Origin of the sequence: Zobellella sp. DQSA1 (assembly GCF_041950555.1) — a bacterium.
Taxonomy (GTDB): Bacteria; Pseudomonadota; Gammaproteobacteria; order Enterobacterales; family Aeromonadaceae; genus Oceanimonas.
In genome coordinates this window covers 286496-303387 of sequence record NZ_CP169531.1, presented here as the reverse complement: position 1 = coordinate 303387, position 16892 = coordinate 286496, and the positions used below count along the sequence as shown (strand labels likewise).

The window sequence follows — 16892 nt, the reverse complement described above, 5'->3', positions numbered from 1 at the left end:
GTGTTCGCTTACCAAGAAGCCTTCTTCAGGCCCGGAATTTCACCCTTCATCATCAGTTCGCGCACCTTGATGCGGCTCAGACCGAACTTCCGCAGGAAACCGTGCGGACGACCGGTGATGTTGCAGCGGTTACGCTGACGAGAGGGGCTTGCGTCACGGGGCAGTTGCTGCAGTTTCAGCACCGCTTCCCAACGCGCTTCGTCAGAAGTGTTCACGTCGGAAATGATGTCTTTCAGTGCATGACGCTTGGCTGCGTACTTGTCAGCCAGCTTTGCGCGCTTGACTTCGCGAGCTTTCATTGATTGTTTTGCCATAACCCTACACCTTACTTACGGAATGGGAAGTCAAAGGCAGCCAGCAGAGCACGACCTTCTTCGTCTGACTGGGCAGTAGTGGTGATGGTGATATCCAGACCACGCACACGATCTACCTTGTCATAATCGATTTCAGGGAAAATGATTTGCTCACGCACGCCCATGGAGTAGTTACCACGACCATCGAACGATTTCGGGTTCAGGCCACGGAAGTCACGGATCCGGGGGATAGAGATGCAAATCAAACGCTCCAGGAACTCCCACATACGCTCGCCGCGCAGAGTTACTTTACAACCAATGGGGTAGCCTTCACGGATTTTGAAGCCAGCAACGGATTTACGAGCTTTGGTGATCAACGGCTTTTGACCGGAAATGGCGGCCAGATCGGCAGCAGCATTGTCCAGGATCTTTTTATCAGCCAGGGCTTCACCCACACCCATGTTCAGGGTGATTTTCTCAATCCGAGGGACTTGCATGATAGTCTTGTACCCGAACTGGCTAGTCAGTTCTTTTACTACATTTTCGTTGTAGTAATCATGCAGTTTCGCCATCGTATAAACTCCAATTACTTCACAAGTTCGCCGGTGGATTTGAAGAAACGAACTTTTTTGCCGTCTTCAATCCGGAAACCTACGCGGTCAGCTTTGCCGGAGGCAGAGTTGAACAGCGCAACGTTAGAAACGTCAATAGGTGCTTCCAGGTCGATGATACCGCCAGCCTGACCCAGTTGGGGCACGGGCTTCTGGTGTTTCTTGACCAGGTTGATACCTGAGACGATAACCTTACCTTCACTGACCAGGACTTTGGTGACGGTGCCACGCTTGCCCTTGTCTTTGCCGGTAAGAATGATGACTTCGTCATCGCGACGGATTTTTGCTGCCATCGTTGACTCCTTACAGTACTTCAGGTGCCAGTGAAACAATCTTCATAAACTTCTCAGAGCGAAGTTCACGAGTCACCGGTCCAAAAATACGAGTACCGATCGGCTGGTGATTGTTGTTCAAAATCACGGCCGCATTACGGTCGAAACGGATGACAGAGCCGTCCGGACGACGAACGCCTTTACGAGTGCGTACGACCACCGCGTTCATTACATCACCTTTTTTAACCTTACCGCGCGGAATTGCTTCCTTGACGGTAACTTTGATGATGTCGCCGATGCCGGCGTAACGGCGGTGCGAACCACCCAGGACCTTAATACACATTACGCTGCGCGCACCGGAATTGTCGGCCACGTCCAGCATACTTTGCATTTGGATCATGTTAGTGCTCCGCTAAAGTGACTACTTTAAAACCCTTTTCGGGATATTGGCTGCCATTGAAGGCGCGGCATTATATCACCGTGGATCCAGAAAAGGTAGTGTAAAAAACAAACGGCCCATCGCTGGGCCGTTTGACCGGGTAAGTATACCAGAGATCGTCAGGCTTTAACCGGGCGCTCAATGATTTTTACCAGTGTCCAGGACTTGGTCTTGGACAGCGGGCGGCATTCGCGAATGGTCACGACGTCGCCAGCCTTGCACTCATTGTTCTCGTCATGAACGTGCAGCTTGGTAGTACGCTTGATGTACTTCCCGTAGATCGGGTGCTTCACGAAGCGGTTGATAGCAACAGTGATGGACTTGTCCATCTTGTCGCTGACTACCAGGCCCTGCAGAGTACGAATGGTTTGTTCGCTCATCTTAGGCACCTGCCTTTTCATTCAGAACAGTCTTAACACGCGCGATGTCGCGACGTACCGTTTTGAGGTTGTGAGTCTGAGCCAGCTGGCCAGTGCTTGCTTGCATGCGCAGGTTGAACTGCTCACGCAGCAGACCCAGCAGCTCCTGGTTCAGTTCTTCAACACTCTTTTCACGCAGATCTTGTGCTTTCATCACATCACCGTCCGAGTTACGAAAGTGGTCCTAACCGGCAGCTTGGCGGCTGCCAGTGCAAAGGCTTCGCGAGCCAGTGACTCAGGTACACCGTCCATCTCGTACAGGACACGACCCGGCTGGATCTGGGCAACCCAGTATTCCACGTTACCCTTACCTTTACCCATACGTACTTCCAGGGGCTTCTCGGTAATGGGCTTGTCCGGGAAAATACGGATCCAGATCTTGCCTTGACGTTTAACGTGACGAGTCATCGCACGACGTGCTGCTTCGATCTGACGAGCAGTGATACGTCCACGGGTGGTCGCCTTCAGACCAAAGGAACCGAAAGAAATCAGGTTACCTGAGGTTGCCACGCCGCGGTTACGGCCTTTGTGGACTTTACGGAATTTCGTACGTTTTGGTTGCAACATGTCCGAGTCTCCTTACTTACCGCGGCCTTTGCGCTTGGGCTTGGCCGGGGCTTGTGGCTCCTGGGCAACGGCCTGCAGGCCACCCAGTACCTCACCCTTGAAGATCCAAACCTTTACGCCAATGATGCCGTAAGTGGTAGATGCTTCAGAAGTTGCGTAGTCGATGTCGGCACGCAGGGTGTGCAGGGGCACACGACCTTCACGGTACCATTCGGTACGCGCGATTTCAGCGCCGCCCAGGCGACCGCTCACTTCCACCTTGATGCCTTTGGCGCCGATGCGCATGGCGTTCTGTACCGCGCGCTTCATGGCACGACGGAACATAACGCGGCGCTCCAGCTGGGAGGCGATAGAATCGGCTACCAGCTGACCGTCCAGCTCAGGCTTACGCACTTCGGAAATGTTGATCTGAGCAGGCACGCCAGCCAGGATGGCGACATGCTTGCGCAGTTTTTCCACGTCTTCGCCTTTCTTGCCGATCACGACGCCGGGACGAGCAGTGTGGATAGTCACACGGATGCTCTTCGCCGGACGTTCGATCACGATCCGAGAAACGGAGGCGTTTTTCAGTTCCTTGTTCAGGTACTGACGTACTTGAAAATCGCTGTGCAGGTTGTCAGCGAAGTCCTTGGTATTCGCAAACCAGGTCGAGTTAAAAGGCTTGGTGATCCCTAAGCGAATACCATTCGGGTGTACTTTCTGGCCCATTGCTTATCTCCTAGCCTCTTAGCGGTCGGACACAACCACAGTAATGTGGCTGGTACGCTTCATGATACGGTCCGCGCGGCCCTTGGCACGAGGACGAATACGCTTCATGGTAGGACCCTCGTCAACGAAGATCTTGGCCACTTTCAGCTCATCGATATCCGCACCTTCATTGTGCTCGGCGTTAGCAATGGCAGACTCCAGAACTTTCTTCACCAGAACGGCGGCCTTTTTCGGGCTGAAAGCCAGGACATTCAGTGCCTTGTCTACGGGCATACCGCGAACTTGATCGGCTACCAGGCGCGCCTTCTGGGCAGAAGTACGAGCAAAGCGGTGTTTAGCTATAGCTTCCATCTGTTACCCCTTAACGCTTCTTGGCCTTCTTATCAGCGGCATGGCCGCGATAAGTACGAGTCGGTGCAAATTCACCCAGCTTGTGACCGATCATTTCATCGGAAACGTAGACAGGTACGTGCTGACGACCATTATGGACAGCGATGGTCAAACCGATCATGTTCGGAATGATCATTGAACGACGGGACCAAGTCTTAATTGGCTTTTTATCCCCGCTTTCCACCGCTTTCTCTACCTTCTTCAGCAAGTGCAGGTCGATAAACGGACCTTTCTTGAGAGAACGTGGCATGGTGATACCTCTAAAAAACTATTACTTGTTACGGTGACGTACCACGAACTTGTCGGTACGCTTGTTTTTACGGGTTTTGGCGCCCTTGGTCGGTTTACCCCAAGGAGTAACCGGGTGACGGCCACCAGAGGTACGACCTTCACCACCACCGTGCGGGTGGTCTACCGGGTTCATCGCCACACCACGTACGGTCGGGCGAACACCACGCCAGCGCTGGGCACCGGCTTTACCCAATTGACGCAGCATATGCTCGGCGTTGCCCACTTCACCCAGGGTAGCACGGCACTCGGCCAGTACTTTACGTACTTCGCCGGAGCGCAGACGCAGGGTGACGTAGCTACCTTCACGCGCCAGGATCTGGGCGTAGGTACCGGCAGAGCGAGCGATTTGCGCGCCTTTGCCAGGCTTCATCTCGATGGCATGCACGGTGCTACCCACGGGGATGTTGCGCATCGGCAGGCAGTTACCGGCCTTGATCGGGGCAGCATCACCGGACAGCAGCTGATCGCCGGCCTGAACACCTTTCGGAGCCAGGATATAGCGACGCTCGCCGTCTGCGTACAGCACCAGGGCGATGTTAGCAGAGCGGTTCGGATCATATTCCAGACGCTCTACCTTGGCCGGGATACCGTCTTTGTTGCGTTTGAAGTCAACAATACGGTAGTGCTGCTTGTGACCACCACCGATATGACGGGTAGTGATACGGCCAGCGTTGTTACGACCGCCGGACTTGGACTTTTTGTCCAGCAGGGCGGCAAACGGCTTGCCTTTGTACAGTTCCGGGTTGGTTACCTTGACTACATGACGGCGACCCGGAGAAGTAGGCTTACATTTTACGACTGCCATTAGATATTACTCCTCTCTTACTCGGCACCGCCGATGAAGTCGATGTCCTGACCTTCTTTCAGGGTCACGTAGGCTTTTTTCCAGTCGGAACGTTGGCCCATGCGGTTACCGGTGCGCTTGGTTTTACCCTTGACCAGCAACGTGCGAACATCTTTAACTTCAACTTCGAACAGCTTCTCGACCGCGGCTTTAACTTCAGCCTTGGTAGCGTCCTTGGCAACCTTGAACACGATAGTGTTGGTCTTTTCAGCCACCATGGTGCTTTTTTCAGAGATATGCGGCGCCTTCAGAACTTTCAGAATACGCTCTTCACGGATCATGCCAGCATCTCCTCGATTTGCTTAACTGCGTCGGCAGTTACCAATACCTTGTCGAACGCGATCAGAGAAACGGGGTCGATACCGGCCACGTCACGCACGTCAACCTTGTACAGGTTGCGGGCGGCCAGGAACAGGTTCTCGTCCACTTCGGCAGTTACGATCAGAACGTCGCTCAGATCCCACTGCTTCAGTTTGGCAACCAGCTCTTTGGTTTTCGGCGCTTCAACACCGAACTTCTCAACCACGATCAGACGCTCTTGACGTACCAGCTCGGAGAGGATGCTCTTGATGGCACCACGGTACATCTTCTTGTTGACCTTCTGGCTGTGATCCTGCGGCTTGGCCGCGAAAGTCACACCACCGGAACGCCAAATCGGAGAGCGGATGGTACCGGCACGGGCCCGGCCAGTGCCTTTTTGACGCCACGGTTTTTTACCGCCGCCAGACACTTCGGAACGGGTCTTCTGAGCACGAGTACCTTGACGAGCGCCTGCTGCATAGGCCACAACAACCTGGTGCACCAGCGCTTCGTTGAACTCACGCCCGAAGGTAGTTTCGGAAACTTCAAGAGCGCCTTGCGCGTCTTTCATTACCAATTCCATTACTATCTCCTCAGACGTTACGCTTTAACGGCAGGTTTAACGATGACGTTGCCGTTAGTCGCACCCGGGACTGCACCTTTGATGAGCAGCAGGTTGCGATCAACATCAACGCGGACCACTTCCAGGTTTTGCGTGGTTACACGCTCAGCACCCATGTGACCGGCCATTTTCTTGCCTTTGAACACGCGGCCCGGAGTCTGGTTCTGACCGATAGAACCCGGAGCGCGGTGAGACAAGGAGTTACCATGGGTCATGTCCTGAGTGCGGAAGTTCCAGCGCTTAACGGCGCCAGCGAAACCCTTACCTTTGGAAGTACCGGTAACGTCTACTTTCTTGACATCAGCGAAGATGTCGACTTTCAGCTCGGCACCGACTTCGATGCTCTCGCCTTCGCCTGAACCCAGGCGGAATTCCCACAGACCGCGGCCCGCTTCAACACCGGCTTTAGCGAACAGACCCGCTTCCGGCTTGGTGATGCGGTTAGCTTTCTTGGTGCCAGTGGTCACCTGAATGGCAGCATAGCCATCCTTTTCCAGTGTTTTCACCTGGGTAACACGGTTGGCATCTACTTCGATAACGGTGACCGGGATGGACACGCCGTCTTCGGTGAAGACACGGGTCATACCCAGCTTACGACCTACTAGACCGATTGCCATTGATAAAACCTCTTTCCGTTATTAGCCCAGGCTGATCTGGACATCTACGCCAGCAGCCAGATCCAGTCGCATCAGAGCATCGACTGTTTTGTCAGTCGGCTCAACGATGTCAACCAGACGCTTGTGAGTGCGAATTTCATACTGATCACGTGCATCTTTGTTCACGTGTGGAGAAATCAGTACGGTATAACGCTCTTTGCGCGTCGGCAGCGGGATAGGACCACGAACCTGGGCGCCAGTGCGCTTGGCAGTTTCTACGATCTCCGCAGTAGACTGGTCGATCAGACGATGATCGAACGCCTTCAGGCGGATACGAATTCTTTGGTTCTGCATTACCAGAGCTCCAATTGGGTAAAGAACATAAAATCAACACCGCCAGCCCTTTCAAATAAAAGAGGGGGTGTGATTTAACAACGGTGCCCACCATATCGGGGGCCTGTAAAGAGCCAGGAGCTACCTGACGTGAGCCTCTCGGCTCGCCTGATAATAAACCAAGCGAGCGGCATTATACTTATATGGCCGGCAGTTGCAAGCCGGCCGGGTTATTTTTAAGCAACTTTCGTCTTGCCGATCAGGCCGGACTTGCCCTTCAACATGATCTCCAGCGCCACCTCGTCACAGGCGTGCTGACGCGGGCAGAGATCACAGTCCTTCATCACCTTCTCGGGCAGCAGGGTCTTGCTGGTGGTGCTGAAACCGAGCTTCATAAAGAACTCCGGCACCCGGGTCAGCACTATGACCCGGTCGATGGCCATGTCTTCGGCTTTCTTGAGGATTTTCTCCACCAAGGCCCTGCCCTGGCCCTGCCCCTGGAAGCCGGGCTCAACGCCCAGGGAGCGGATTTCCGCCAGACCGGTGTCATACACATAGAGAGAGGCACAACCGCTGATCTGGCCCTGGGTTTCGGCCACGGCAAACTCGCCCACCGCCTGGATCAGTTCCTTGCGGGTACGGGGCAGGTTTTCGCCGATATTGGCCCAGTAGTTGACCATACGCTCGATGGCGTCCAGATCGGTCAGCCGCGCGCTGCGCACATGAATACCGGAGGTATCGCGCTGCGTGAGCCGGCGCTCGGCGCTGGTAAGGGCAAACTCCACCTGCTCCGGGGCCACGCCCCCCAGGGCGCAACGGCTGGCCAGGCTGGACTCCAGCGACAGCTTGCCGTAGACATCATCCTCGATCAGCGGGCTGAACTGCTTGAAGTCGGCCATCGGCAACTCTTCCATCGGCAATTTCTTGCTGATGGCGTGTACCACTATGGCCCCCACGATATGGTGCGCCTCGCGGAACGGGATACCCTTGGACACCAGATAATCGGCCATCTCGGTGGCGTTGGAATAGCCGCCCTGAGCCGCCTCCCGGGTTTTTTCCTCGTTGACCCTGATGCCGTGCAGCACCATCTCGGCCATTTCCAGGCAGTCGTACCAGGAATCCAGGGCGTCGAACAGCCCTTCCTTGTCCTCCTGCATGTCCTTGTTGTAGGCCAGGGGCAGCGCCTTCAGGGTCATCATCATACCCGCGTAGGCGCCGAATACCCGGCCGCATTTGCCGCGAATAAGCTCCAGTGCATCCGGGTTCTTCTTCTGCGGCATCAGCGAGGAACCGGAGGTCACCCGGTCGGACAGCTCCAGGAAGCCGGACTCGCCGGAGTTGTAGAAGATCAGATCCTCGGCGAAGCGCGACAGGTGCATCATGGAATTGGTGGCGCAGTTCATCAGCTCGAGCACATGATCCCGGTCGGATACCGAGTCCAGGCTGTTGCGGGTGGGCGAAGAGAAGCCGAGGGAATGGGCCAGCTCGTGCCGGTCGATGGGGAAGCCGGTGCCGGCCAGGGCGCCGCTGCCCAGCGGGCAGGTATCCATGCGCTTGTAGGCGTCCTGCAGCCGGGTGAAGTCCCGTTCCAGCATTTCCACATAGGCCAGGCACCAGTGGGCGAAGGTCACCGGCTGGGCCCGTTGCAGATGGGTGTAGCCGGGCAAGACGGTGGCCTGCTGCTGGCGCGCCACGGTAACCAGCTGTTTCTGCATGGCGTCCAGCTTGGCCAGCAGCGGCGGCACCTGCTGCTTGCACCACAGCTTGAGATCGGTCGCTACCTGGTCGTTGCGGCTGCGGCCGGTATGCAGCTTTTTGCCCAGGTCGCCGACCGCGGTGATCAGGTGGCCTTCTACCCAGGAGTGAATGTCTTCCGCGTCGGAGTGCAGGATCTGGTTGGGATCTTCCATCACCTTGAGCTTGAGATCGTTGAGCGCCAGCTCAATCTTCTGCTGCTCTTCGGCGGTCAGCACCCCGGCCTTGGCCAAGGCGCGGGACCAGGCAATGGAGCCGACGATATCCTGCTCCGCCAGACGATAATCGAAACGCAAAGAATCATTGAACTGCTTGAACTTGGCATCTGCCGCCTGGCTGAAACGCCCACCCCAAAGTGCCATAACCTTTTTACTCCTTGACGACATTACTGAATTCGGTCCTGTGACGGTTGCACAGGTGATAGACCGGCGGGCCGAATCGGTTCGGCCCGGGCTGCATATGCAGAGTGCGGCCATTATATAAACACAGGGGGCGTTATGCCCCCTTTATATTCGCCTGATATATTCCGCCGGATGCTGACGTCTACTTGGTCCGACAAAGGGTCGGCGGTGCCGATCCCTTTGCCCTTCTCCCAACAGACGCTGCGGTCTGCCTGGACCACCGGCAAAAACTATCAGCAAAGATGCATTCAGGGGGCCCAAGGCCCCCTTCTTATGCTTGCTTTCTATCCGGCAAAAATTTATTTCTGTTGGCTTTTCAGCGCCTTGATCCGGCTGGCCAGGGAGTACAGGCGAATAAAGCCCTCGGCATGGCTCTGATCGTACACTTCGTCTTCACCGAAGGTGGCGAATTCCTCGGAGTACAGGCTGTTCGGAGACTGCTTCTGGATGGCGGTCACCTGGCCCTTGTACATCTTCAGCACCACTTCACCGGTCACGTCCTCGGCGATGGCTTCGGCGGAGGCCAGCAGCGCCTTGCACAGCGGGGTGAACCAGCGGCCGTCGTACACCAGGTGGGAGAACTCGGCACCCACCCGCTCGCGCCAGGCGCGGGTCGGCTTGTCCAGCACCAGCTCTTCGACGGCGCGCAGGGCGGCCATCATCACGGTGCCGCCGGGAGTTTCATAGCAACCGCGGGACTTCATGCCCACCAGGCGGTTCTCGACGATGTCGACCCGGCCCACGCCGTGCTTGGCGGCACGCTCGTTCAGGGTCACCAGTACCTGGTAGGGACTCATAGCCTGGCCGTCGACGGCCACGATACGGCCTTGTTCCACGGTCAGGGACAGGGTCTCGGCCTTGTCCGGGGCCTGCTCGGGGGACACGGTCCAGGTCCAGGCCTGCTCGGAGGGTTCGTTCCAGGTGCTTTCCAGCTCGCCACCCTCGGTGGAGATATGCCAGGCGTTGGCGTCGCGGGAATAGATTTTGGTGGCGCTGGCGGTGGTGGGGATCTTGCGCTCGGCCAGGTAGTCGAGCAGATCTTCACGGCTGCGCATGTCCCAGATCCGCCAGGGCGCGATCACCGCCAGTTGGGGAGCCAGGGCGGCCACCGCGCCTTCGAAACGCACCTGGTCGTTGCCCTTGCCGGTGCAGCCGTGGGAGATGGCGTCGGCGCCCTCGGCCAGCGCCACTTCTACCATCGCCTTGGCGATCACCGGACGGGCCATGGAAGTACCCAGCAGGTAGGTGCCTTCGTAGATGGCGCCGGTGGTCAGAGTCGGGTAGACGTAGTCGTTGACGAATTCGTCTTTCAGATCCGCCACTATGCATTTGGAGGCACCGGAGGCGATCGCCTTCTGCTCGACACCTTCCAGATCTTCGGCCCCCTGGCCCACATCGGCCACGAAAGCCACCACCTCACAGCCTTCGTAGTTCTCTTTCAGCCACGGAATGATGGCAGAAGTGTCCAGACCGCCGGAATAGGCCAGTACGATTTTTTTGAATTGGCTCATCAATGAATATCCCTGTTAATCAGTGTCAGCAGCACGGCATTCTGGACGTGCATGCGATTTTCAGCTTGGTCGAGGATCAGGGAGGCGGGGCCATCCATTACCTCGGAAGTTATTTCCCACTCCCTGTGGGCGGGCTGACAATGCAGCACCTGTTTGGCTCCGGTTTTGTCGAGCAGGGCCTGGTTGACCTGGTACGGCATAAACACCGCTTTCACCTGCTCCAGGGGCGTATTATCGCCCATGGAAACCCAGGTGTCCGTATAGATCACATCGACCCCTTCGATATCATCGAGGCTGTCGGTCACCCTGATTTTGGCGCCGCTGACCGCGGCCAGGGCCTCGGCTTCCTTCAGGATCTGGGCATCCACATTGTGGCCACGGGGGCACACGGCGGTGACGGTAGTGCCCAGGATGGCACCGGTCAGCAACAGGGAGTTGGTGACGTTGTTGCCATCGCCCACGTAAGCCAGGTGCACCTTGCTCAGATCATCGTGATGCTCGGCGATGGTCATGTAGTCGGCCAGCGCCTGGCAGGGATGATACAGGTTGCACAGGGAGTTGATCACCGGCACGGTAGCATATTTTGTCATTTCCACCAGAGTCTGATGGTCGAATACCCGCGCCACGATGGCATCGCACCAGCGCGACAGGTTGGCGGCGAAGTCCTGTACCGTTTCCCGCTTGCCCATGGCGCCGTTCTGGCTGTCCAGGTAGACCGCATGCCCACCCAGCTTGCTGATGCCAATATCGAAGGTAACCCGGGTGCGTAACGAGGGTTTCTCGAACAGGGTGACCACACTCTTGCCCTTGAGGGCTTCCGCATACTTGGCCGGCTGTGCCTTCACATCCATGGCCAGGGCAAGGATCTGTTCGATCTGCTCCTTGCTGTAATCCTTCATACTCAGTAAATGCTGCATAAGGCCTCCTTAGTGGGAAATCCGGGTGCCGTACTCGGATTCGCCCGCCAACAGCGACAGCAATTGTTCGGGGTAGCGCCAGCTGCCCACGGCCACCGGCTTGCCCAGGGTCTTGGTGGCCTTGAGCGCCGCCTTCACCTTGACCGCCATGCCGTCCTTGATGATGTCTTTTTCCATCAGCTCATTGGCATCGCCCTCGGTCAGGTGGGCGATACGCTGGCCCTTGCCGTCGAGGATACCGCTCACGTCCGACAGCATCACCAGGTCCGCATCCAGGATCTCGGCGATGGCGGTGGCGGCCTGATCCGCGTTCACGTTCATCAGCATGCCGTCGAAGGTAATACCGATGGAGCTGACGATGGGCAGAAAGCCCCCGGCCAGCAGGCTGTTCACCAAGGTGGCGTCGCCGCCCTCGATCTGGCCCACGGCGCCCAGCTCGGGATCCAGCTGGCTGACCCGGCACAGGCCGCCGTCACCCAGGCACAGGCCGACGGAAGGGATGTTGTGAGCGATGGCCTGGGCCAGCAGCAGCTTGTTGGCGGTACCGGCCAGGGCCCCGGCGATCACCGGGATCTGCTCGAAGGGGGTCACCCGCAGGCCGTTCTTCTTGGTGGAAGTCAGGCCCATGGCCTTGAGCTGGTTGTCCACCAGCACACCGCCGCCGTGCACCAACACCAGGGGACGGCTCACCTCGTCCAGAAAGGTTTTCAGGGTGGTGAACAGGGCCGCCAGGGCCTTGTCGCTTTCCAGCAGGGTGCCCCCCAGCTTGATCACCAGCGGTTGTTGCTTTGCCATCTCTCGTTACTCCTTGATCAGACCCGCCACCGGCGAGAATCCCTGATGAATATTGATACACTGGATGGCCTGACTGGCCGCTCCTTTCAGTAAATTGTCGATGGCCGACACCACAATCAGCTGATTGCCGTCCCGCCCCCAGTGCAGATCGCAGAAGGGGGTACCGGCCACGTCGTTGATCTGGGGCCACTGGCCGGCCAGGCGTACTATGTTCTGGCCCTGGTAGGCGGCCTGGTAGGCGGCGGCGATCTGCTCGTCGCTCACCCCCTCCTTCAACTGTACATAGACGGTGGCCAGGATGCCGCGGATAAAGTTGCCCAGGTGCGGCTGGAACACCACCTGCTTGCCCAGATGATGGCTGATCTCCGGCTGGTGGCGGTGGTTGAACACCCCGTACGGCTTGAGGCTGACCTCACAGAAACTGTTGGCCATGCTCGCCTTGCGACCGGCACCACTGACGCCGGACACGGCACTGATGATGGGCCGGGCGCCCTCGGCGATAAGCCCCGCCTGTTGCAGCGGCTTGAGCGCGCTGAGCGAGGCGGTGGGATAACAACCGGGCACCGCTATCAGTTGGGCCGCCTTGATCGCCTCCTGGTTCCACTCCGCCAGGCCGTAAGCGGCCTTGGCCAGCCAGTCGCCGTACTGGTGGTGAAAACCGTAGAACTGGTCGTAGAAGCCTTCGCCGGGCACCCGGAAGGCACCGGACAGGTCGAATACCGGCAGGCCCTTGGCCAGGAAGCCGGGGGCCAGATCGTGGCTGACCTCATGGGCGGTGGCCAGCAGCACCAGATCCGCCTCGGTGTGGATACGACTGATGGCCTCCTCATCCAGGGGCAGCAGCGGCAGGTCGATGACACCGCGCCAACGCGGATGCAGGCTGGTGAAGGGCTTGTGGGCATCCTGGCTGCCGCCGGAGACATAGAGTCCGGCCAGGGTCAGGTGGGGGTGGCCATGGATCAGACCGGCCAGCTCGGCTCCGGTATAACCGCTGGCTCCAATGATTGCAGCTTTTAACATGGTCGCGTCCGTAAATATCGATTCAGCGTGGTATTGATGTGCAGGCCTCAGCCTAGCGTGTTTTCGGGCCTTATGTCACCCTAGAGAAAAAACTCAGGCGAGCTGTCGTCGTCGCTGTTGTAAGGAGGGGAAATACATGGCCATCTGTTACGCTAGTTACCCGGAAAATGACAAGTTCGCAGCCTAGCAATAAAAACATATTTATGCAATTGTGTTGAATTTAAATTAGATAAATTCCCGACGGAGATCCCATGAAATCGCTCAATTTGCTGGACATGTACCGCAGCATCATCGCCCTGCCCTCCATCAGCAGCACGGATCCCAGCTGGGATCAGAGCAACGAGCAGGTTATTCGTCTGCTGGCGGACTGGTTCAGCCAGCTCGGCTTCGAGGTGGAAGTAACCGAACTGCCCGACCTGCCCGGCAAGTTCAACCTGCTGGCCACCAGAGGCGAAGGAGACGGCGGACTGCTGTTGGCCGGCCACACCGATACGGTGCCCTTCGACCCGGGCCGCTGGAACAAGGACCCCTTCAAGGTCACCGAAGAAGGCAACCGTCTCTATGGCCTGGGCACCATCGACATGAAGGGCTTCTTTGCCTTTATAGTTGAGGCGCTCAAGGATCTGGACCTGAGCAAGCTCGACAAGCCCATCCGCATCCTCGCCACCGCCGATGAGGAAACCACCATGGCCGGCGCCCGGGCCATCGCCAGCGCCATGGCCATCAAGCCCGACTACGCGGTGATCGGCGAGCCCACCGGCCTGGTGCCGGTGATGATGCACAAGGGCCATATGTCGGAAGCCATCCGCATCACCGGCAAGAGCGGTCACAGCTCGGATCCGGCCAATGGCCTCAACGCCCTGGAAATCATGCACCAGGTGATGGGCCGGCTGCTCGACCTGCAGCGCCAGCTCAGGGAAAACTACGCCAATACCCACTTCAAAGTGCCCCAGCCCACCCTCAACCTGGGCCATATCCATGGTGGTGACAGCCCCAACCGCATCTGCGCCTGCTGCGAGCTGCACTTCGACATGAGACCCATCCCCGGGGTCGGCCCCGACGAGCTGATGGGGCTGCTGCACCATGCGCTTGAGCCGCTCAAGCAGCAGTACCCGGGCGCGGTGGAGGTCAACCATCTGCACGAGCCTATTCCCGCCTACGGCACCGATCCGGAGGCCGAGCTGGTGAAGGCGGCGGCCGAGATCACCGGCCACCCGGCGGAGGCAGTGAACTACTGCACCGAAGCCCCCTTTATCCAGCAATTGGGCTGCCAGACCATAGTGCTGGGCCCCGGCCATATCGCCCAGGCCCACCAGCCCGACGAATACCTGGATCTGTCCTTCGTCACCCCCACCGTCCAGGTGCTGCAACATCTGGTCAGCCGCTTCTGTTTAAGCAAATAAATGACAGAATTTCCGGTCAACCTGTGGCGGGATTGACCGGAATCGGGAAAGGGAGCTATAAACAGCCGCCGGGCGAGAACGATGCCATCGCCCCTCAGCCGGAGGGCACCAACAATGTTGCTAGGTTATGGCGCCGCCGCCGCAGGCGCCCTGCTCATTTTGCTCGCCATGCTGATCGGCGGCGTGCTGCTCGCCTGGCAGGGCTGGCGGTTCTGGATGGCATACCGTGGTACGCCGCGACCGCCACTGTCCAGGACGGCCTGCCTGCTGGTCTCAGTGATTGCCATTTATCCGGTGCTCAGCGCCTTGATGATGATAATGATCAAAATAGAGGATCTAAGGGCTCAGCGGGCGGAATATCGTTGGAACCAGCGCACCTTTTTTACCCTGCGGGAAGCGACGCCCTTTGGTGACATCACGCTGCCGGCCGGCAGCCGGGTAAACCGCACCGAGCCGCGAACGCCTGGCGTTGAAAACAGCCCGATCACACTCGACGGCCTCACCCGCGTACGCCTCCCCCAACCGCAAATAATAGCCGGCATGGCGGTCAGCGCGTTTGAAGTGTTGCCGGCGGTGATGGAGCTGGCCGCCCCGCATCAGTTCATCCTGAATTCCGGCGCGCAACGGGGGCAAACCGTGCATTGCGAAGCCGGTTGGCTGGCGACCTTCACCGTGCCGGAAGATCTCGCCATCGCGCTACACGGCGACCTTCAGGCCGGACAGCCGGCTGCGCATTTCCGGCCCAGCCGCTGGCGCTTTCGGTCATGCTTCCCCGACAGCCCCATCACCATTCTGGCGCTGCGTGATGGCCAGGTTGTCGCCCTGAACGAATAACCCTATCACACGGCAGCATTTGGTAAACGCAGCGTCACGCGGTTCTGTTCCGTGGGCAGCAGCAACGGATCTTCCTGCCAGTCCACCAGGAGCGCCAGCACCGGCGGCGCGGGCCTGCGCGGTGCGCGGCCATCCGGGCCATACGAGTAGGCATCCAGCGTGATCCGGAAAATGCCGCCGTCCTGTGGCTCCACCTGCTCAATAAAAAATGTGGTATCCGAGCCACGGCCACCCTCGGGTTTATGGCTGTAGGAAAGCAGGCGGAACCAGGTGCCGGCGAACCACAGATGGTACAGGCCGTCCACGATACGCCCGTTGTCGAACTGTGCGCCGGCCAGGCTAAAGCTGTCGCCGCTCGGCGATTCGGCCACCCTGTCCAGATCGCAGACGTATCTATCGGTCGATGCGCCGTCCAGCATCACCTTGTAAGGCGGATGGGCCAGCAGCGCCATAGGATCATCCGCATGGCGCAAATCCCCCGGCAGGCAGGAGCACGCCTCCAGCAGACGGCCGCTGGGCAGAACCCGCTTCAACCGCTCCGCAGGCTCGGTCAGATCCAACGGCACCAGCAGCCCATGCACGGGGTGCAAAGGCGTGACGGCGGTCGCATGGCGGCAGGCGTGGCGCAACCGCGCCAGGGCGTCGGCGGCGCCGGCGGCCAGCGCGGCTTCATCGATACGGGCGTCCGCACCCAGCGTATAGAGGGTCCGCTTGGCCGGTTCGTAGACGTTGAAAAAGGTCCCTTCCCGGCTGCGCGCCGGGATCAGCCGCAGCTCGCCGCCCGCCACGTCCTGCGGCCAGGCGCTGGCACTCCCGACCACGGCGCCGTCGCGCAGCAGCAGGGTCCAAAAGGTGGGGCCGCCCATGCCGACTTCGCCGACGCCACCGATCTGCCGATCGACGTCGGCGGGGTACATCATGTCCACAATACGCGACTGCCAGTGGGTTTTTCGCCACACGCCTGGTACGGGCGCGGGCGCGTCGTCCCCGCCTTGTTCGGCGTACGTTATCCAGCGCAACAGGGCGAACAGCGCGATGCACAACACGCCGAACAACGACATACCCTGCCAAATCAGGATCCAGCCGAAAGCCAGAAAGAACCAGGCGGCCATGGCGTCAGTCTCCAACCGAGGGCTACAGGGGAAAGGGAGGATGGTACGCAACGGACTTCGCTCCCTGGAATGGCAGCACATCACAACAGGATCACGTGAATTTTCCGGCCCGCTACCGCATGATACGCCGTGTTTTAGCACCACACTCTTGAAATGTAAACGCGCCGCCAGCACATCAGCGTTATTGCTTGTATGAAACAACCGTTGGAAAAGCCAATGACTCGTCATTGCAGGCTGCTGACAAACCGTCTTACTTAGCTAAACAGACAACACTTATGCCAAAACAGGCAGGCAAAGGGAGCGGCTCCCCCGCCGAGCACACAACAACCCGGCGGAAGCGGCCTACTGCACCGACGCGCCCTTTATCCAGCAACTGGGCTGCCAGGTCACAGTGCCGGGCCCGCTCATATCGTCCTGGCCTACCGTCCAGATGCTGCAACACCAGGCCCAAGACTACTG

At 58.6% G+C, this 16892-nt stretch carries 23 protein-coding genes; 2 read left to right on the top strand and 21 right to left on the bottom strand.

Annotated elements, in window-relative coordinates:
* Positions 1–8 precede the first annotated feature (8 nt).
* From rpsN to argC, 20 genes are all read right to left on the bottom strand, one after another.
* Positions 9–314 carry a 30S ribosomal protein S14 gene (rpsN, locus tag ACEVBK_RS01500; RefSeq protein ID WP_202084938.1) on the bottom strand — a complete coding sequence of 102 codons (306 nt, stop codon included), beginning with the start codon at positions 312–314 and terminating at the stop codon, positions 9–11.
* A gap of 11 nt (positions 315–325) precedes the next feature.
* A complete protein-coding gene (rplE, locus tag ACEVBK_RS01495) occupies positions 326–865 on the bottom strand; it encodes a 50S ribosomal protein L5 (RefSeq protein ID WP_094039360.1) in 540 nt (179 codons plus the stop codon).
* Positions 866–879: 14 nt separating this feature from the next.
* The gene (rplX, locus tag ACEVBK_RS01490) at positions 880–1197 is read right to left on the bottom strand and encodes a 50S ribosomal protein L24 (RefSeq protein WP_106730219.1); all 318 of its coding nucleotides are present in this window, start codon (positions 1195–1197) and stop codon (positions 880–882) included.
* Positions 1198–1207: 10 nt separating this feature from the next.
* On the bottom strand, positions 1208–1576 hold the full coding sequence (gene rplN, locus ACEVBK_RS01485) for a 50S ribosomal protein L14 (RefSeq protein WP_014290674.1): 369 nt from the start codon (positions 1574–1576) through the stop codon (positions 1208–1210).
* Between the two features lie 158 nt (positions 1577–1734).
* Positions 1735–1995 (bottom strand): 30S ribosomal protein S17, encoded by a 261-nt coding sequence (rpsQ, locus tag ACEVBK_RS01480; protein WP_375056874.1) that lies wholly within the window; start codon positions 1993–1995, stop codon positions 1735–1737.
* A gap of 1 nt (position 1996) precedes the next feature.
* Positions 1997–2188, bottom strand: coding sequence for a 50S ribosomal protein L29 (gene rpmC / locus ACEVBK_RS01475; protein WP_014290676.1), 192 nt, complete (start codon positions 2186–2188; stop codon positions 1997–1999).
* Positions 2188–2601 carry a 50S ribosomal protein L16 gene (gene rplP, locus ACEVBK_RS01470; protein ID WP_106453795.1) on the bottom strand — a complete coding sequence of 138 codons (414 nt, stop codon included), beginning with the start codon at positions 2599–2601 and terminating at the stop codon, positions 2188–2190. Before rplP ends, rpmC begins: the two co-directional genes overlap by 1 nt.
* 12 nt (positions 2602–2613) lie before the next feature.
* On the bottom strand, positions 2614–3309 hold the full coding sequence (gene rpsC / locus ACEVBK_RS01465) for a 30S ribosomal protein S3 (RefSeq protein ID WP_375056873.1): 696 nt from the start codon (positions 3307–3309) through the stop codon (positions 2614–2616).
* 18 nt (positions 3310–3327) lie between these two features.
* A complete protein-coding gene (rplV, locus tag ACEVBK_RS01460; RefSeq protein ID WP_375056872.1) occupies positions 3328–3660 on the bottom strand; it encodes a 50S ribosomal protein L22 in 333 nt (110 codons plus the stop codon).
* A gap of 10 nt (positions 3661–3670) precedes the next feature.
* A complete protein-coding gene (rpsS, locus tag ACEVBK_RS01455) occupies positions 3671–3949 on the bottom strand; it encodes a 30S ribosomal protein S19 (RefSeq protein ID WP_008486816.1) in 279 nt (92 codons plus the stop codon).
* 21 nt (positions 3950–3970) lie between these two features.
* Positions 3971–4795, bottom strand: a complete 825-nt coding sequence (gene rplB / locus ACEVBK_RS01450) for a 50S ribosomal protein L2 (protein WP_375056871.1) — start codon at positions 4793–4795, stop codon at positions 3971–3973.
* A 17-nt stretch (positions 4796–4812) separates the two neighbouring features.
* Complete coding sequence (rplW, locus tag ACEVBK_RS01445; RefSeq protein ID WP_071473729.1) at positions 4813–5115, bottom strand: 50S ribosomal protein L23; 303 nt, start codon at positions 5113–5115, stop codon at positions 4813–4815.
* Entirely contained in the window at positions 5112–5717 is a 606-nt protein-coding gene (rplD, locus tag ACEVBK_RS01440; RefSeq protein WP_202084926.1) for a 50S ribosomal protein L4, read from the bottom strand. The genes rplW and rplD overlap by 4 nt, the downstream gene beginning before the upstream one ends.
* A 17-nt stretch (positions 5718–5734) precedes the next feature.
* Positions 5735–6373, bottom strand: coding sequence for a 50S ribosomal protein L3 (rplC, locus tag ACEVBK_RS01435; RefSeq protein WP_375056870.1), 639 nt, complete (start codon positions 6371–6373; stop codon positions 5735–5737).
* 21 nt (positions 6374–6394) lie between these two features.
* Positions 6395–6706, bottom strand: coding sequence for a 30S ribosomal protein S10 (rpsJ, locus tag ACEVBK_RS01430; RefSeq protein WP_013343788.1), 312 nt, complete (start codon positions 6704–6706; stop codon positions 6395–6397).
* Between the two features lie 215 nt (positions 6707–6921).
* Positions 6922–8802: an argininosuccinate lyase gene (argH, locus tag ACEVBK_RS01425; RefSeq protein ID WP_375056869.1), complete on the bottom strand. Its 1881-nt coding sequence runs from the start codon at positions 8800–8802 to the stop codon at positions 6922–6924.
* A 338-nt stretch (positions 8803–9140) separates the two neighbouring features.
* Positions 9141–10352, bottom strand: coding sequence for an argininosuccinate synthase (locus tag ACEVBK_RS01420; RefSeq protein ID WP_375056868.1), 1212 nt, complete (start codon positions 10350–10352; stop codon positions 9141–9143).
* Positions 10352–11269 carry an ornithine carbamoyltransferase gene (locus ACEVBK_RS01415; protein WP_375056867.1) on the bottom strand — a complete coding sequence of 306 codons (918 nt, stop codon included), beginning with the start codon at positions 11267–11269 and terminating at the stop codon, positions 10352–10354. The genes ACEVBK_RS01420 and ACEVBK_RS01415 overlap by 1 nt, the downstream gene beginning before the upstream one ends.
* Positions 11270–11278: 9 nt before the next feature.
* Positions 11279–12064, bottom strand: a complete 786-nt coding sequence (argB, locus tag ACEVBK_RS01410) for an acetylglutamate kinase (protein WP_375056866.1) — start codon at positions 12062–12064, stop codon at positions 11279–11281.
* Between the two features lie 6 nt (positions 12065–12070).
* Entirely contained in the window at positions 12071–13084 is a 1014-nt protein-coding gene (gene argC, locus ACEVBK_RS01405; protein ID WP_375056865.1) for an N-acetyl-gamma-glutamyl-phosphate reductase, read from the bottom strand.
* 251 nt (positions 13085–13335) lie between these two features.
* Between argC and argE the strand changes: the two genes are divergently transcribed.
* Positions 13336–14487 (top strand): acetylornithine deacetylase, encoded by a 1152-nt coding sequence (gene argE, locus ACEVBK_RS01400; protein ID WP_375056864.1) that lies wholly within the window; start codon positions 13336–13338, stop codon positions 14485–14487.
* Between the two features lie 114 nt (positions 14488–14601).
* Positions 14602–15321, top strand: a complete 720-nt coding sequence (locus ACEVBK_RS01395) for a hypothetical protein (protein ID WP_375056863.1) — start codon at positions 14602–14604, stop codon at positions 15319–15321.
* Positions 15322–15326: 5 nt separating this feature from the next.
* On the opposite strand, the gene ACEVBK_RS01390 is transcribed toward ACEVBK_RS01395, so the two are convergent.
* Entirely contained in the window at positions 15327–16280 is a 954-nt protein-coding gene (locus ACEVBK_RS01390) for a hypothetical protein (protein WP_375056862.1), read from the bottom strand.
* Positions 16281–16892: the final 612 nt, after the last annotated feature.

What these genes read in the sequence shown, in the direction of transcription:
- rpsN (WP_202084938.1), bottom strand. Translation starts at nt 314, where the DNA reads ATGGCAAAACAATCAATGAAAGCTCGCGAAGTCAAGCGCGCAAAGCTG.
- rplE (WP_094039360.1), bottom strand. Translation starts at nt 865, where the DNA reads ATGGCGAAACTGCATGATTACTACAACGAAAATGTAGTAAAAGAACTG.
- rplX (WP_106730219.1), bottom strand. Translation starts at nt 1,197, where the DNA reads ATGGCAGCAAAAATCCGTCGCGATGACGAAGTCATCATTCTTACCGGC.
- rplN (WP_014290674.1), bottom strand. Translation starts at nt 1,576, where the DNA reads ATGATCCAAATGCAAAGTATGCTGGACGTGGCCGACAATTCCGGTGCG.
- rpsQ (WP_375056874.1), bottom strand. Translation starts at nt 1,995, where the DNA reads ATGAGCGAACAAACCATTCGTACTCTGCAGGGCCTGGTAGTCAGCGAC.
- rpmC (WP_014290676.1), bottom strand. Translation starts at nt 2,188, where the DNA reads ATGAAAGCACAAGATCTGCGTGAAAAGAGTGTTGAAGAACTGAACCAG.
- rplP (WP_106453795.1), bottom strand. Translation starts at nt 2,601, where the DNA reads ATGTTGCAACCAAAACGTACGAAATTCCGTAAAGTCCACAAAGGCCGT.
- rpsC (WP_375056873.1), bottom strand. Translation starts at nt 3,309, where the DNA reads ATGGGCCAGAAAGTACACCCGAATGGTATTCGCTTAGGGATCACCAAG.
- rplV (WP_375056872.1), bottom strand. Translation starts at nt 3,660, where the DNA reads ATGGAAGCTATAGCTAAACACCGCTTTGCTCGTACTTCTGCCCAGAAG.
- rpsS (WP_008486816.1), bottom strand. Translation starts at nt 3,949, where the DNA reads ATGCCACGTTCTCTCAAGAAAGGTCCGTTTATCGACCTGCACTTGCTG.
- rplB (WP_375056871.1), bottom strand. Translation starts at nt 4,795, where the DNA reads ATGGCAGTCGTAAAATGTAAGCCTACTTCTCCGGGTCGCCGTCATGTA.
- rplW (WP_071473729.1), bottom strand. Translation starts at nt 5,115, where the DNA reads ATGATCCGTGAAGAGCGTATTCTGAAAGTTCTGAAGGCGCCGCATATC.
- rplD (WP_202084926.1), bottom strand. Translation starts at nt 5,717, where the DNA reads ATGGAATTGGTAATGAAAGACGCGCAAGGCGCTCTTGAAGTTTCCGAA.
- rplC (WP_375056870.1), bottom strand. Translation starts at nt 6,373, where the DNA reads ATGGCAATCGGTCTAGTAGGTCGTAAGCTGGGTATGACCCGTGTCTTC.
- rpsJ (WP_013343788.1), bottom strand. Translation starts at nt 6,706, where the DNA reads ATGCAGAACCAAAGAATTCGTATCCGCCTGAAGGCGTTCGATCATCGT.
- argH (WP_375056869.1), bottom strand. Translation starts at nt 8,802, where the DNA reads ATGGCACTTTGGGGTGGGCGTTTCAGCCAGGCGGCAGATGCCAAGTTC.
- ACEVBK_RS01420 (WP_375056868.1), bottom strand. Translation starts at nt 10,352, where the DNA reads ATGAGCCAATTCAAAAAAATCGTACTGGCCTATTCCGGCGGTCTGGAC.
- ACEVBK_RS01415 (WP_375056867.1), bottom strand. Translation starts at nt 11,269, where the DNA reads ATGCAGCATTTACTGAGTATGAAGGATTACAGCAAGGAGCAGATCGAA.
- argB (WP_375056866.1), bottom strand. Translation starts at nt 12,064, where the DNA reads ATGGCAAAGCAACAACCGCTGGTGATCAAGCTGGGGGGCACCCTGCTG.
- argC (WP_375056865.1), bottom strand. Translation starts at nt 13,084, where the DNA reads ATGTTAAAAGCTGCAATCATTGGAGCCAGCGGTTATACCGGAGCCGAG.
- argE (WP_375056864.1), top strand. Translation starts at nt 13,336, where the DNA reads ATGAAATCGCTCAATTTGCTGGACATGTACCGCAGCATCATCGCCCTG.
- ACEVBK_RS01395 (WP_375056863.1), top strand. Translation starts at nt 14,602, where the DNA reads ATGTTGCTAGGTTATGGCGCCGCCGCCGCAGGCGCCCTGCTCATTTTG.